General features: G+C 41.2%; 7 protein-coding genes and 1 pseudogene. All 8 read left to right on the plus strand.

Going from position 1 to position 16,239, the window contains the following annotated elements; translation table 11 throughout:
• Nucleotides 1-448 precede the first annotated feature (448 nt).
• A pseudogene (locus tag ABIA61_RS04370) lies at nucleotides 449-1,192 on the plus strand (SDR family NAD(P)-dependent oxidoreductase); the annotation flags it as partial.
• A 294-nt stretch (nucleotides 1,193-1,486) separates the two neighbouring features.
• Nucleotides 1,487-3,226 (plus strand): sensor histidine kinase, encoded by a 1,740-nt coding sequence (locus ABIA61_RS04375; protein WP_283656042.1) that lies wholly within the window; start codon nucleotides 1,487-1,489, stop codon nucleotides 3,224-3,226.
• A gap of 37 nt (nucleotides 3,227-3,263) precedes the next feature.
• Nucleotides 3,264-4,844 carry a response regulator gene (locus tag ABIA61_RS04380; RefSeq protein WP_404580348.1) on the plus strand — a complete coding sequence of 527 codons (1,581 nt, stop codon included), beginning with the start codon at nucleotides 3,264-3,266 and terminating at the stop codon, nucleotides 4,842-4,844.
• Nucleotides 4,845-5,289: 445 nt separating this feature from the next.
• Nucleotides 5,290-7,806 (plus strand): glycoside hydrolase family 3 N-terminal domain-containing protein, encoded by a 2,517-nt coding sequence (locus ABIA61_RS04385; protein WP_283656045.1) that lies wholly within the window; start codon nucleotides 5,290-5,292, stop codon nucleotides 7,804-7,806.
• 53 nt (nucleotides 7,807-7,859) lie between these two features.
• A complete protein-coding gene (locus tag ABIA61_RS04390) occupies nucleotides 7,860-9,218 on the plus strand; it encodes an MFS transporter (RefSeq protein WP_283656046.1) in 1,359 nt (452 codons plus the stop codon).
• A 66-nt stretch (nucleotides 9,219-9,284) separates the two neighbouring features.
• The gene (locus ABIA61_RS04395) at nucleotides 9,285-11,765 is read left to right on the plus strand and encodes a glycoside hydrolase family 3 N-terminal domain-containing protein (protein ID WP_283656047.1); all 2,481 of its coding nucleotides are present in this window, start codon (nucleotides 9,285-9,287) and stop codon (nucleotides 11,763-11,765) included.
• 192 nt (nucleotides 11,766-11,957) lie between these two features.
• Nucleotides 11,958-13,481, plus strand: a complete 1,524-nt coding sequence (locus tag ABIA61_RS04400; protein ID WP_283656048.1) for an ABC transporter substrate-binding protein — start codon at nucleotides 11,958-11,960, stop codon at nucleotides 13,479-13,481.
• 308 nt (nucleotides 13,482-13,789) lie between these two features.
• Nucleotides 13,790-16,234 carry a glycoside hydrolase family 2 protein gene (locus ABIA61_RS04405; protein ID WP_283656049.1) on the plus strand — a complete coding sequence of 815 codons (2,445 nt, stop codon included), beginning with the start codon at nucleotides 13,790-13,792 and terminating at the stop codon, nucleotides 16,232-16,234.
• Nucleotides 16,235-16,239: the final 5 nt, after the last annotated feature.

Consider the following 16,239-nt stretch of genomic DNA (forward strand, 5'->3'; position numbering starts at 1 on the left):
ACGAAGCTTTTCCAATCTAAGTATCTCTTCAATATGGAAGTGTTCTGCGTGGCCATAACTTTGGGTATAGTTGCACCCACATTCTCAAAATGATATCATTACTATCATGATGATAGCTATAATATCATTTAAAAAAACATATTAACTTTACTGGAGGATGAGCCCAATGGCATACAATGAAAATATTAAAATTGGTAATTTATTAAACCATGAGGAAGCGTTTGCTGTACTGCAAAAACATTTGCCTGAATTTGTAAAAGAACCAACATTTAAGATGGCTTCCAATTTCACTTTGGATCAGCTGGTGGCCCTTCCTCAAGTGAACATTCCCCTTTCTACACTAGAAGCAATTAAGAATGATTTGGCTCCAATTGTGTTTGTAGCAGAAGAAACTCCACAAACCCACGCTGCTCCTTCTTCCAGAAAAAACGATGCTACGCTTGAGGGTAAAGTCATCACCATCACAGGTGCAGGAAGCGGAATTGGCCGGGCAAGCGCAGTGCTGATGGCATCAAGAAAGGCCAAGCTGGTGCTGGTTGACTTCAATACTGCTACAGGAGAAGAAACGCTGGAGCTTGTTCGTAAAAATGGTGGGGAGGCCGTTTTTGTTCAAGCTGACGTATCCCGAAGTGAGGATGTTCAGAACTATATACAGAAAGCAATTGAAACTTATGGAAAAATTGATGTGGCATTTAACAATGCTGGTATTTTGCAAAAATTCCAACCCTTTCATGAAATCTCAGAAGAAGAATTTTCGCGGGTGATTGGTGTTAATCTGAAAGGGATATTCTTTGGAATGAAGTATGCCCTGCAAGTGATGGAGAAACAAGGCTACGGTCATATCATCAATACCGCATCTACGACTGCAATACGTGCCGAGCACAGTTTGGCTGCCTACACTGCAAGCAAGCACGGAGTTGCAGGTTTAACAAAAGCAGCTGCAATCGAGTATGTGAGAAAAGGAATTCGCATAAATGCCATCTGTCCTGGGGGAGTGGCTACAACCTTAACAGCGGCTGTTCCTCAATCACTGCAAGAAAGCGGTTATGTACCAGAAGAATTCCCGAATATGCGGATTGGGCGTTATGCAGAGCCTGAAGAACTGGCTGAACTGGTTGCTTTCATGGCCTCGGATGGCTCAAGTTATATGACGGGGTCCATCATAGTGGCCGACGGCGGTCTTACGCTCTGATTCGAGATAGCAACAAAATAAAATAGATGTCGCATGTTTCACACTTGAGTGGATTTATGTCGGTTGTAAGGCTTCAGCAGAGGCACATCGCAGCAAGCGATGTGCCTCTGGTTTTTTTTATGTGACGGATTGTACATCAACCACAGACCACGAAAATGTTTGGGATGGAAGACTGCTCACGAATCTTTTTCAGAAGAACTGTCGCACTTGGCTTGACATTCCGTCATATAAAAAAAATAATAACTATAATAAATAGAATTGACTGGCGTTTTTCACATTACAGGAGGACTTCATATGGGCGTACGATTCCCACATATTTCTTGGAACTCTATTCGTTTAAAGCTGGTTGTAGGATTATTTGTCGTTACAGTACCACTTCTAGCACTGCTTATATACAACCATCATTACAGTATAAATGTTGTGCATAACCAAGTGGCAATTTCCAATAAAAACTTGATTTCTTTGTATATGGGGGAGATTGACACTCGATTGGAAGTTGTGGAGAAAAATATACTCGGTCTGGCTACAACCAATTATGATATTCAGTCCATGGGTATGCCTAACTCTGAAGATGAGTATCAGCTTGCGAAATACAATGTTTCATTGTATTTATCAAACAATATTCTTTTTAATAAATCAATTGATGCTTTTTTTGTATTTAATCATGATCGCCAAGATTTGCTTGATGTCTTCCAGTCTTCTGTTGCCTACTCAGAAAGAATGCAGGTTGAAAAAAATCTCGTTCAGCATTTAAATCAGCTTGCAAATTCATCTGAGCAGGCATCTCATGATTGGTATGTTAAAAAAATTGGGAACACGAACTATATTCTTCGTACCATAAAATCAGGTAACCTCTATATAGGAACTTGGGTAAATGCGCAGACCCTCCTAGGTCCTATGAATTTGATTAATTTAGGAGCTGATGGTCATGCACTGCTCGTTGATTCTCAAGGGAACCCTTTGGTTAATGCCAATTTCCTTCAGAATAATCAGGTTGACCTTTCAAGAGGATTTCAACAATATTATTTAACCGGAAGCAAGAATAATTGGTTGGTTGTGGGTAAACCTTCTCAGGTGGGTAAATTTAGTCTGGTCGCCATTATTCCAAATGAGCAGATTCTGCAAAACTTGCCAAAGATAACTCAATTGATAGAATGGATATCATTTGCATCCATAGCTTTATTACCACTTAGTTTATTATTTCTGCATCGTGAATTATTAGTGCCACTTAAACGTTTGGTTTCAGTCATGAACAAAATTAATAAAGGGCATGTTAATGTTAGAATAGATGACTACAATGCTGCAGATGAGTTTGTCATGGTAAATCAAACCTTTGATAAAATGATATCGCAAATAGAGGAATTGAAAATCAATGTCTATGAAGAACAATTGAGCAAGCAGAAGGCGGAGCTGCAGCACCTTCAACTTCAGGTTAATCCTCATTTTTTTATGAATTCATTAAACATATTGTTTAACCTGGCACAAGTGAGGAATTATGAGCTTATTCAAGAAATGACTTTGTGTTTAGTTAATTATTTCCGTTTCATGTTTCGCAGCAACCTTTCCTTTGTTACTTTGCAGGAAGAATTACAGCATGTGATAAATTACATTCGGATTCAGGAAATGCGATTTCCTGATCAGTTGACATGTAGAATAGATTGTCCAGACTTTTTGAAAAGTTTACAGATCCCTCCGTTGTTGATTCAAACCTTTCTTGAAAATTCGATTAAACATAGTGTTACATTAGAGGAACCTTTGCATTTATCTGTAAGTCTGGACTTAAAGGAAACGGGTTTAAGTCCTTATGTCGAAATCATTATTCGCGATACAGGGAAAGGATTTTCAAATGATGTATTAGCTGAGATTCGCTCGGGAAATCGAGTGATAGACGAGAAAGGAGAACATATCGGGATCTGGAATGTTAAGAAGAGATTGTTACTTTTATACGGTGAGGAAGCTTCAATATCGTGTTATAACGGATACCCGAACGGAGCAGTAGTGGAAATCAAGCTTCCTTATGAGGAGGAAGGTTAGAAAGTGGGTCAAGTGACTTATGTATCAAATATTAATTGTGGATGATGAAATCCATGCAGTAGAAGGAATTCGTTCAGGCATTGATTGGGATAAATTAGGAATTACAGCTGTCTTCACTGCTTATACCGTCAAACAAGCAAAGGAACTGTTTGAGAGAGAGCACATTGATATTATGCTCTGTGATATTGAAATGCCACAGGCATCAGGACTTGAGTTGACAGAGTGGGTAAGAGAACGATATCCGAAAACAGAAACGATTTTCCTGACTTGTCATGCCGATTTTAAATACGCTAAGCAAGCCCTTCAGTTAGGAAGTCTAGATTATATTCTAAAGCCAGTGCCTTTTGAGGAGCTTGAAAAAGTGATAGAAAAAGCGAAAAGTAAGATCAATAAGGAGTCAGAAATTGCTCAATACAGCCAGTTCGGACGAGTTTGGTTTCAGCATCAACCGATGCTAATCGAACGTTTCTGGCAGGATATACTGAATCAAACAGTTCCATCAAATTCGAAATCCGTAAGAAGCGCTGCGACAGATCGAAATATTCCTTATATTGAAGAGAAGCTTCTTATACCGATTCTTATAAGCATTCAAAGATGGCACAAGCCTTTAAGTCAGCGAGAGGAAAAAATACTGGAGTATGGACTCAGAAATTCTGCGGAAGAAATCCTGCTTGGACCTAGCCATGATGGTTTGATCATTGAGTTGAATAACAGAAGGATGCTTGCCATATTATCAGCGGAAGCCAAGCCAAATCATTTATTGGATGTGGAAGAAGCAGGCCAGCATTATATTGAGGAATGCAGGCAATATTTTTATTGTGATATTTCCTGTTATGTTGGAGATAAAGTTTATGGTCATGAGATGTTAGAAATGGTAAATAAACTCAATGAAATGGAAAAAAACAATGTTGCATACAACAATAAAGTTTTCTTGCTCTCAAGCCCTCAAGCCCATCCCTCCATTTATAAGTCTGCCAATATAGATCTGTGGTCGGTTATGTTAATGGAGGGCGCGTTTGATGAAGTGCTGATTGAAGCATTGCAGTATATAAACGGATTCGAGAAGGAAAGTTTAAATGCTGATCTTTTGAATCGATTATATTTGGATTTTCAACAGATGTTGCATTTTGTCCTTCATTCAAAAGGAATCCAAGCGCATCAACTTTTTGTAGATTCCCACTCTCAGGAGTTAGCTACAAATGCATCCCGCTCCGTGACCAATTTGCTTGAATGGTTGAAACATATAGTAAATATGGCAAAGGAATATGTACGTTCTCTTGAGCAGAGCCAGAGCGTGGTGCAAAAAGTAATTCAATTCATCAAGCTTCATATCTCAGAGGATCTCTCCCGTGAAGAGATTGCCAATCATGTTTTTCTAAATCCTGATTATTTGACCCGAGTTTTTAAAAAGGAAACTGGAATGTCCGTATCGGAATATATGTTTCAAGAACGGATGAGTCTTGCTCAAAAGCTTCTCACAAAGACCGATATGCCTATAAGCGTCGTTGCATCCCATATCGGTTACTCTAATTTTTCCCATTTCTCGCGAATGTTCAAAAAACATACGAATTTAAATCCCAATGAATTTCGTCATTTGTATCATCAAACCTCGGAATAAGCCAAGCCATTAAATGAATAGCCAATAATGTGTGAAAATTAAAGAAAGCTTAAAACTTCATCTTTGTGCTGAGCAAAACAACTAGCTGAAATGAGCGAAAAAGTCTATAGCTGATGTATAAAACCGGTCAAGATAATTGGACCGGTTTTATAATTGGCAAAGGAGAAGATGTGGTCGGTAATGTGCAACTCCAAAGTCGGCGAAACAGTAGAGGCAACAACTCCATACTACTAAAATAAGATTATATTATGATTTACATGGCTAGAGGTGGAAGGGGAATATTTATAATTCTCTGGCAAACCTGAATTGTGTTTTAGTGAGATGTGGCGAGATGTTCCGTTTAATTTATGTATATTTTGATAACGCTTACACAAAGCTGTGTATTTCGTTAAGGTACAACACTCGGCTTGATTAAAAGCTAATTCGTAAAAAAAGGATGATTGACATGATTGGTACTTGGCATTTTTTACTCAAAACACCAGAAGCAAAATTGAAAATGCAGTTTATTATTGAGAAGCAGCCGACCTATAAATTATCTGTAGTAGTGGAGCCTGTTCCACTGCCGATTGAAATTAATACAATTACAGTCAAAGAAAACGTTCTAACAGCTAATGGTACTTCCCCTCTTGTACCTGATGAACCCATTGAATTTGAACTTACCTTCGAAGATCAGGAGTTCTACGGCAAAATCAAACTTCCCTATCAGGAGGCATTCTCCATAAAAGGAGCTAAAGGACCGGGTCCCTCCCTTGCGGACGATCTAATTGCCGAGTTGGCTACTTATCGTAAGCAGGGTGTGAAGCAACGGAATGATGCCGAGATACGTCAGGCTGTAGAGGAGCTTCTTGGCAAAATGTCTGTCACTGAAAAAATCGGTCAGATGAGCCAATGTATGGCCTCCAATATTTCCTTGGGGTCTGAGATTGAATCCGATCCACCGGAAAAATTGATTACAGATGGTCGAGTTGGCTCTGTGCTTGGAGCTCTGGGAAGCAGTCGTGCGTTTGATCTGCAAAAAATCGCCGTAGAGCAATCCCCGAATGGGATACCATTGTTTTTTAACTTTGATGTAATACACGGGTTTCAGACTATCTTTCCAGTGCCACTTGCCTGGTCTTGCAGTTGGAATATGGAAGCTATAAGAGGAGCCTGTGCCATCAGTGCCAAAGAAGCTAGTGCCAGTGGTATTAACTACAATCACGGTCCTATGGTGGACGTTACGAGAGACCCACGATGGGGTCGGGTCGTAGAAGGCGCAGGGGAGGACCCTTACCTGGGGAAATTGATTGCACAAGCACAAGTTGAAGGCTATCAAGGGAACGATTTATCTGATCCAGACACAATTATCGCTTGTTTAAAGCATTTCATCGCTTACGGAGCTGCTGAGGCAGGACGGGATTACAATACGGTAGACATTTCGGAAGGAACCTTGCGTAACGTCTATTTACCTCCGTTCCAAGCAGGGATAGAAGCCGGAGCCGGATCAGTGATGAATTCCTTTAATATTTATCAAGGCGTTCCCGTAGCTGGAAACCGCTACCTCCTTAATGATCTGCTTCGCAAAGAGCTTGGTTTTGAAGGCGTATTACTTTCCGACTATGGTGCCATTGACGAGATTGTCGCACATGGTAACGCTAAGGACAGTAAAGAAGCGGCGAAGAAAGCTCTTGATGCTTCATTGGATATTGAGATGGTAACTCGTTCTTATGACCAGTTGGCGGATTTAATTGAACAGAATGTCGTTTTAGAAGAACAATTGAATGAGGCGGTACGACGTATCCTGACCTTGAAGTATAAGATTGGAATTATGGATAACCCGTTTGGCTACATTCGTCCAGAGAAGGAACAGGAATATCACTTTAGTGCGAAGCATTTGGAAGAAAGTCGGCGTTTGGCAGAGCAATCCATCGTATTGTTAAAAAATAACGATGTTCTCCCGATTGCAAGCACAGATCAGAAGGTAGCCATAATTGGTCCTTTCGGTGATACTTCAGACCTGCTTGGACCGTGGCAGTATTCACGCTACACAGAAGAGACTGTTACACTTCGTCAAGGAATCGAACAACAAGGAATCTCCGGGTCTAATCTGCTGATTGAAGCAGGATGCTATGTAGAAGAAGCGATGGATGGAGGATTGGAGCGGGCCATTACAGCCGCAGAACAAGCAGACATCGTTATCCTTGCACTTGGCGAGAGTAGTGAAATGTCCGGTGAAGCCGCGTCTCGCATGGACATATCATTGCCGAAGGTGCAGCAAGAGCTGGCAGAGGCTATTGTGCGGATAGGTAAGCCCACCGTACTTGTGTTGACTAACGGGCGTCCCCTTGTGCTGGATTGGTTCGAGCGTCATATGGATGCCATTGTCGAAACTTGGTTCCTGGGTTCTCAAGCCGGGCATGCAATCGCCGATGTACTCTTTGGGAAATACAATCCATCCGGCAAATTGACGATGAGCTTTCCAACTCATTTAGGGCAAGTCCCGATGTACTACAACCATTTTAGTACAGGAAGACCTGTCACAGAAAAAAATAAAAGTGACAAGTTTTTTTCAAGATATATTGATGGTTCCAATGAACCTCTTTACCCTTTTGGCTATGGTCTAAGCTATACAACATTTGAGTATTCTGAGATTCGCTTATCCCAAAAGCAGATGACTACTTTGGAGACGATTGTCGCCAGTGTTAAGGTCACAAATACTGGAGCGGTATCAGGTGAGGAAATCGTCCAGATGTACATTCAGGATGTATACGGTAGCGTGGTTCGTCCTGTAAAAGAACTCAAGGGGTTTAAGAAGGTGACCTTAGCAGCAGGGGAAACACAAGAAATTCACTTCCATATTACTGAAGCAGATTTGGCGTATTGGAACGTGGACAAGGAGCTTGCAGCTGAACCAGGGGATTTCAAGGTTTATATCGGATCGAATTCCCGTGACGTGAAACAAGCCGATTTTGAACTCTCTTGATCTCAAGGCTTTTACAATAAACCAGGCATCTAAGCAGAAAGGCTGAATAACAAATGGAACGAGAGCTAACAACCAGACAGTTGATTGGAGATGCTTTAGGACAATTTTCATTAAATGCTGTGACGATGTTGATGTCATTATTGATGTTCTTTTACACGGAAGTTGTAGGTGTTTCGGCAGGTCTTATCGGGACAATACTGTTATTAACCAAGGTCATTGACTCCGCAGCCGATATCGGTATGGGTTACATCGTGGACAGAACTCGCTCCAAGCATGGTCAAGCACGTCCTTGGCTATTATGGATGACCATTCCGATGTTCGTATTGACTGTACTGGTGTTCATTGTACCTAATATAAGCGACGGCGGGAAAATAGCATACATCGTTATAACGAATCTATTATTCTATATTTGTGTGATTACTCCGACTTCAATCCCTTATGCAAGTTTAATGGCATTAACAACGAGAAGCAATGAGGATCGCTCTATAATGGGCTTATTTCGGGCCGTCGCCTCATTTGTTTCGGGTGGTGTTGTCACAATTGCCTTTATTCCTGTAGTTAATATGTTAGGTGGAGGGCAAAAAGAATGGATCTTTTTAGCTTCGGTAATAGCATTAATTTCATCTGTCGGAATTTTTATTGCCTATAAATCTACGAGGGAAAAATATAACACGGAACAATTAAAGGAAGAAGGGGAGATCAAGAAGACCCTTTCTCTACTGACAGGTGCAAAATTACTTTTTTCAAACAAATATTGGCTGGTCACTTTTTTGGTAGGATTCTTCACTAATATCTCATTTGGCATGGCTAGCTCATCTGGTATGTACTATGCCAAATACATCTGGGGTAATGTGAATTTAGTGGGAATCCTGGGTGCAATAACGCTTCTCCTAAATCTTTTTGTGTTTGCCATTTCCGTCCCTATTATTAAACGTTGGGGTCAACGGAATACAGCTGTCGTCGGATTAATTGTAGGTATTGTAGGTAGCGTAGTTCGTATCATTGATCCACACAGCATTACGATTGGTGTCATTGGATCTGCGTTGCAATCGTTCGCCATGATTCCCTTGATGGTCGTCATGATGCCGCTTATAACCAGTACGATTGAATATGGAGAATGGAAGCATGGTCAACGGATCGTTGGATTAACCAATAGTATTAATTCTCTGGGCAATAAGGTAGGTACGGCCCTTGGAACTGCGCTTATCGGCTGGCTTCTAGCCTGGGGACATTTTCAAGAAGGAGCAGCTGTGCAAACGGAGTCAGCAAATTCTATAATTATAGTTATGGGTATCTATGTTCCGCTTGTATTGTATATAATTATGGCCGTTTTGCTTTGCTTTTATTCCTTGGAGAAGCAATATACGCGAATATTAGATGATTTATCCAAAAGACGGAGTCCAATAGAGTAATTATGGTGTTGCTGAATTAACGAATGTACATCAATCGAATGTTAGAATATAGTAGGAGGCTTTTAAATGATCTATAAAGATGCAAGTAAGTCGATTCATGACAGGGTCACCAACTTACTTGAAAGGATGACATTAGAGGAAAAAGTAGCCCAGTTATTTTGTGCAACTGTAGAAGATGGAGAGGACAGTCTGGCTAAGCTGAAAGAAAGTATGAAGGACGGAATCGGCACTCTAAGCTGTCTTAACGTCTCCTTAACTGGCGATAATAAGAAAGATATTAATAAACTAAGAAGCATACAAAAATATCTTATGGAAGAAACAAGATTAGGCATTCCAGTGCTCATTCATAATGAGGGGATAGCAGGAGCCCAGATACCGGGAGCGACGACTTTTCCGCAATCTCTTAATCTGGCTTCAACTTGGGAGCCTGAATTGGCTCGGAAAATGGGTGAGGTCGTAAAAAGGCAGCTGCTGTCCTATGGTTTTAGGGCCGTACACTCTCCTCTTTTTGACTTGGGTAGAGATCCAAGGTGGGGAAGAATCGGCGAAACCTATGGAGAAGATCCTTATCTAGTTGCTCAAATGGGGGTGGGCTTTGTTAGCGGCATCCAAGGAGACAATGAAGTGATGTCTGCAGCCAAACACTTTGTCGGTTATGGAAATGCCGAAGGTGGCAGGAACGGTGGAGAACAGCAAATCGCAGAAAGAAGACTGCTGGACACGTATTGTTTCCCGTTTGAAGCGGCAATACATGAATCCAATCTGATGGGTGTCATGAATAGTTATGGCATCTTGAATGACCAAGCAGTGTCTACGTCAAAATGGTTGCTGACAGACGTCCTCAGAGATAAATTAGGATTTAATGGACTAGTTGTTGCGGATTATGGCAGTATCAGTCATGCTAATTCACGGTATCGGGTGGCACAAAGCCCGAAAGATACAGCTATTCTGGCGCTTCAGGCTGGAATGGACGTGGAACAGCCTAATAACTATTGTTATAAGCACTTAGTTGAAGCGGTGAACTCAGGAGAAATTGAAGAGTCTTATGTTGATCGTTCCGTAAGAAGGGTTCTTGAAACCAAATTTAAGCTAGGCCTTTTCGAAAATCCTTATGCAGTTGGAGACTTCTTTGAAGAGATTAACAAGGTAGAGAATGAGGCTTTATCTCAAGAAATAGCGAAGAAATCCATTGTAATGGTCAAAAATGAAGATCATATTTTGCCATTAAAAAAGGAATTGAAAATCGCAGTTATTGGCCCGTCTTCAGACAACAAAACAAACTTTTTCGGAGGATATTCGTCGGTGGGTTCTGCAAGTACCCAAAGTAGTGATTTCGATAAATCCGAAGAAGATCACTATTTAAAAATAGCTTATGCTGGCGCCATTACTGAACATAAAGATGCGTTCAAACCGTTGGGAATCGAATTTGAAGATCAACCCACACCGGAACAAAAAGAAATTATCATGAATTTAATAAAGCAAGGTCGAAGAGAGCATACTCCATCCAATAAAGTGTATGAAACGACGGAAGAATTCACGCAAATATTCTATCCGAATTGTAAATCCGTTAAAGACTTTTTGGAAGAAGAGTTTGGAAAAGATAATGTACTACATGCACAAGGGTGTAATATTCTCCAACCTATTGATGGTGGGATAAATAAAGTTAAAGAAGCTGTCCTACAGGCGGATATTGTGATTGCTGTATTAGGTGGAAAAGAAAGTATGATTGATCCTGAGGCGACCTGTGGAGAAAATAAAGATAATAGCAATATTCATCTTGAGAAACCACAGTTGGAAATGATGAAAGAAGTATTCAAGCTAAATAAACCGGTTATATCCATTATTATTGATGGCAGACCATTAGCAACCCCTTCTATAAGCGAACAAAGTAAAGCAGTATTGTATTCATGGCTTCCTTCACAGTCCGGGGCAGAAGCAATCATCAACATTCTGACAGGAAAAAGCAATCCTAGCGGAAAGTTGCCCGTAACTATTGTAAAAGAAACAAGTCAAATTCCGATGTATAACAGCAGATTGCCGTTCTATGTCGAAATAGATGACTGGGCTGAATTTATTGATCACAGCAAAAACACACCGCTATACCCATTTGGTCATGGATTAAGCTACACACAGTTTGAATATAGTGATTTGAGTCTGGACAGTACGGTTCAGTCCGATGGAGAATTGAGCCTGAGATTTAAGGTGAAAAATGTAGGAACATTTAGTGGTGATGAAGTTGTACAGGTGTATATGAGGGATTCTGTCAGCAGTGTTGTAAGGCCTGTTAAGCAACTTGTCGGGTTTACTCGTGTTAGCCTGGATGTTCAAGAAACAAAAGAAGTTACTTTTAAGGTAAATATGAAACAACTGGCCTTCCATGATTTAAACATGGATCAGATCGTGGAACCCGGGAAGATAGAAGTGTTTATTGGAGCTTCATCTCAGGATATTCGATTAAAAGGTGACTTTTGTATTGTTGGTGAGAAAATGATTATAAAAAGAAAGGTGTTTTCATCAAAGGTAACAGTAAACAAAACAGTGGAGTGATAAAAACTTTTAGTTAGTTATGATGTGTAAGTGATGCTAGACTAAAAAGTGGACACCTAGAAAGAATACGAGAACAAAATCGGATTCATTCTAGGTGTCCACATGAGTAAAAATATGACAAAAAATTAAGAATAAAACCAATGTAAACTGTACATACCTACATTGAATACCGCATGTTAAGATGGCGCTTTCATGAAGTGGAAAAAAACATTGTGGGGGATAACAATGAAAAAAAGAATGAGCTTAGTAAGTGCTCTTCTTGTCTTAATGCTGATATTATCCGCTTGTAGCGGTAATGATGTTGAAAAGGCAAAATCAGCCGATACTAAGGCAGATGGAACAGTGGAGTTAACTGTCGCATTTCCAATTTTCGGTGCTGCACCGAAGGATATCTCTCTCGTTCAAGATGCCATCAACAAAATCGCCCAGAAGAAAATTAATGTTACGGTTAAACTATTGCCGATCGGCTTTGGGGATTGGCAGCAGCAAACGAATTTGATGTTTTCCAGTAATGAAAAGCTTGATTTAATTCCCACAATTTACAACTACAGTTCATTAGTATCAAAAGGTCAACTTATTCCTCTAGATGAACTTCTGACAAAACAGGGAAAAGGAATTACCCAAGTGTTGGATCCAATCTATTTGGATGCTACAAAAGTTAAGGGCTCTATTTATGGCGTTCCTACCTTACGTGACATGGTCACCACTTATGGTATTGCGATGCGAAAGGACTTAGTTGATAAGTATAAAATTGATGGTGCAGGAATTCGGACTATACAGGATATAGAGAGTGTATTAAAAACGGTTAAAGCTGGTGAACCGGATATTGCTCCATTGGTTCCGGGAGCTATAGGTGCTTCTATACTCGCAACCTATCAGACGTATGACTCTCTTGCTGACCAAATTGGTGTTTTGCCTGGTTATGATAATAATTTGAAGCTGGTTAATCTTTACGAAACAGAAGAATATGCCAGTCAGCTTCAAATGGTTAGAAAATGGTATGAAGAAGGATTAATCCTTAAGGATGCCGCAACTAATAGAACGCCCAAATATGATTTAATCAGATCAAAACAGGCTTTTGCATACTTGCTCCGTGTCCAACCTCAAACATATGAAGGTGAAACGCAAACCAGCAGCGTTCCTATGGAAGTCGTAGCATTCTCACATCCAGTATCCACAACATCAACGATAACCAATGTAATGTGGGGAATCCCGGTTAACTCGAAAACTCCTGAGAAAGCAATGGAATTCCTTAATCTAATGTACACAGATAAAGAGATTGCAAACTTGTTGATTTGGGGAATTGAGGGAAGACATTATGTAGTCAAATCCGAAAAGGTCATTGATTTTCCCAAAGGTGTAAACAGTCAAAATTCAGGTTATTATTTAAATACAGGATGGTTGTTCGGTAACCAATTTTTATCTTATGTTTTTAATGGGCAAGACCCTGACTCATGGGAAAAAATCAAAGAATTTAACAAGTCGGCATATAAATCCAAAGCGCTTGGTTTCTCCTTCGACTCTACTCCTGTTAAGACCGAGTTTGCATCTGTGGGGAATGTTATCTCCCAATATGCTGTTCCACTTGAAACAGGGAGCGTTGAACCTGATAGAGTTCTGCCGGAGTTTATTGCAAAGTTGAAATCGGCGGGAATGGACAAAGTCATCGCAGAGAAGCAAAGACAACTCAACGAATGGGCAAAGGCACGTAAATAACATTTATATTGTATCTTATTCGGGCATGCAATTGCGTGCCCGTTTTTTTAATAGAATGGTCGGCAAAGTGCTAATCGGAAGTCGGTGAAATGGTAGAGGATATAGTGGCAGATCCAATAAAATGGGCTTAGAATTGATAGTTTTACCGATGATACAACGAACCAAAGTATTCATATGAACCTTAGGCTTATTCAGTACGACGAACGTCAATACGTGCACGTTCCAGGTACTTATGCGGTTCGGTGATACTATTATTTCATAAAGGACATACAATTAAAAATTTTTAAGAAAAGATGGTGACACACTTTATGATTAGAACATCATTTAATGCCGACTGGACGGTTGGACCGAGAACGACTTATTTTTCCGAGCTTGCCAAAGACCAATCATCCACAAAATTGGTTACGCTTCCACATGATGCCATGTGGGGAAATGAAAGATTGAAAGACGGTAGTAGCAATATTGCTTGTTATCCTGACGGGGAATACGAATACAAGAAACGTTTTTTCGTTCCCTCCGAGTATCGTAGCAAACGGGTTGCGATTGAATTTGAAGGCGTATACAACCAAGCGATGGTGTACATTAACGGGGACTTTGCTTGCCAGCAACCGTTTGGTTATAGCCATTTTTATGTAAAGGCCGACCGTTTCCTCAAGTACGGGACAGAGAATGAAATCAAGGTTATTGCCACGACACATAAAGATTCCCGCTGGTACTCGGGTGCCGGCATCTATCGCAATACCAAGCTGATTGTTGGTAATCTGGTTCACATTGCCTTTGACGGTGTGAAAATTGATACACCTGATATCCATGATGATCGTGCTGTAGTAAGCGTAGCAACCGTAATTGAAAATGAAGGTTTACACACCGTAACTACGCATATATTAAGCGAAATTGTCGATGCGAATGGCACTGTAGTTGCGTCCGATCGGTCGCCAATTACGACTTTTGCAGGAGAATCGGCCACACTCCATCAGCGTATGCTTGTGAGGGATGCAAAGCTCTGGAGCGTGGATCAACCGAATTTGTATATGTGCAGAACAACAGTAACAGCCGGAGATGAGTTGTTGGATGAAGAGACGACGTCCTTCGGGATTCGTTCGCTTACACTGGATTCTGAGCGAGGGCTATGCATCAACGGAGATACCATCAAGCTGCGCGGAGCTTGCATCCATCATGATAACGGTGTAATCGGTGCAGTGACGATCGACAGGGCGGAAGAGAGACGGGTCGAAATTCTGAAAAAAGCAGGCTTTAATGCACTGCGCAGTTCGCATCATCCCATGAGTAAATCCCTTCTTTATGCATGTGACCGTCTTGGTATGCTGGTTATGGACGAGAGCTTCGATATGTGGACCAGTTCCAAATCCGAGAACGATTACGCATTGCATTTCCCTGTTTGGTGGGAAAAAGACATCGAAGCCATGGTTAATAAGGACTATAATCACCCAAGCGTCATCATGTATTCGATTGGTAACGAAATTCCGGAGATCGGTAGCCCGATCGGTTCGATATGGGGCCGTAAGCTGTCGGAGAAAATTCGATCCTTGGACTCTACGCGATTTGTAACGAATTCTGTGAATTTTATGCTTGCTGTAATGAGCGATTTGGCTCAGCAGAAGGAATTAATGGAACCCGAAGCCGACGAAGCTGGTGGCATTAACACGATGATGAATGATTTAGGTGATCTTATGGCGAATATCGTAGCCAGTGAATTATGTACAACGAAAACAGCCGAGGCTTTCGCCAGCGTGGATATTGCAGGCTACAATTATGGAGATGCAAGATATCTAATGGATAAGGATTTATTCCCTAATCGTATTATCGTTGGAAGTGAAACTTTTTCAAACAGGATTGATAAGAGCTGGAATCTTATAAAGAAGAATAACCATCTGATCGGCGACTTTGCCTGGGCGGGATGGGATTACTTGGGTGAAGCCGGCGTCGGAAGAGTTCAGTATGATATGGAAGAAGTTACACACTATATTCAAAGCACGTATCCTTGGATTACAGCTTGGGTCGGTGACATTGATATTATCGGTAATCGGAGATCGGTATCGTATTACCGCGAAATCGTGTTTGGTCTTCGTAAGGCCCCATACATCGCAGTTCAGAGACCTCAGCATTATTTCAAAAAGGCTACTCTGTCGAGTTGGGGCTGGAGTGATTCCATTTCTAGCTGGTCGTGGAACGGATACGAGGGTAAACCGATCAAAGTGGAAGTGTATGCCGATGCCGAAGAAGTCGAACTGCTGGTCAATGGCAAATCGGTAGGGAAAGCTGTTACAGGTGAAGCGAACCGCTTCAAAGCAGAATTTGATACCGTCTATGAGCCGGGAGACGTTACAGCGGTAGCCTACATTGGTGGACAAGAAATTGGGCGGATGACGCTTCATTCGGCAAGTGGTGGCGTCATGTTGGAAGCAGACGCTGACCGAACGGAAATTACAGCTTCCGACAGCGATCTGGCTTTCGTGATGATCAGCCTTGTAGACGACTATGGGAACCTGTATAACACCGCCGATCGCAAGGTTAAGGTCAAGGTTAACGGACCAGGCTTGCTTCAGGGATTGGGCAGCGCAAACCCAGCTTCTGAGGAAGATTTTTTCGATGATGAGCATACAACTTTTGACGGCAAGGTATTAGCAGTTGTGCGTCCGACCGCAAAAGGTACAATCACCGTAACGATCACTGCTGAAGGCTGTACTCCGCATACTGTTCGCATCAACAGCGGAGCTGATGGATGTGAATAAGGGAG

Source organism: Paenibacillus sp. RC21 (assembly GCF_044907935.1).
GTDB classification, from domain to species: Bacteria; Bacillota; Bacilli; order Paenibacillales; family Paenibacillaceae; genus Paenibacillus; species Paenibacillus terrae_A.

Bases quoted from the DNA above. Each gene is read 5' to 3' on its own strand.
- ABIA61_RS04375 (WP_283656042.1), top strand. From the start codon at position 1,487: ATGGGCGTACGATTCCCACATATTTCTTGGAACTCTATTCGTTTAAAG.
- ABIA61_RS04385 (WP_283656045.1), top strand. From the start codon at position 5,290: ATGATTGGTACTTGGCATTTTTTACTCAAAACACCAGAAGCAAAATTG.
- ABIA61_RS04390 (WP_283656046.1), top strand. From the start codon at position 7,860: ATGGAACGAGAGCTAACAACCAGACAGTTGATTGGAGATGCTTTAGGA.
- ABIA61_RS04395 (WP_283656047.1), top strand. From the start codon at position 9,285: ATGATCTATAAAGATGCAAGTAAGTCGATTCATGACAGGGTCACCAAC.
- ABIA61_RS04400 (WP_283656048.1), top strand. From the start codon at position 11,958: ATGAAGTGGAAAAAAACATTGTGGGGGATAACAATGAAAAAAAGAATG.
- ABIA61_RS04405 (WP_283656049.1), top strand. From the start codon at position 13,790: ATGATTAGAACATCATTTAATGCCGACTGGACGGTTGGACCGAGAACG.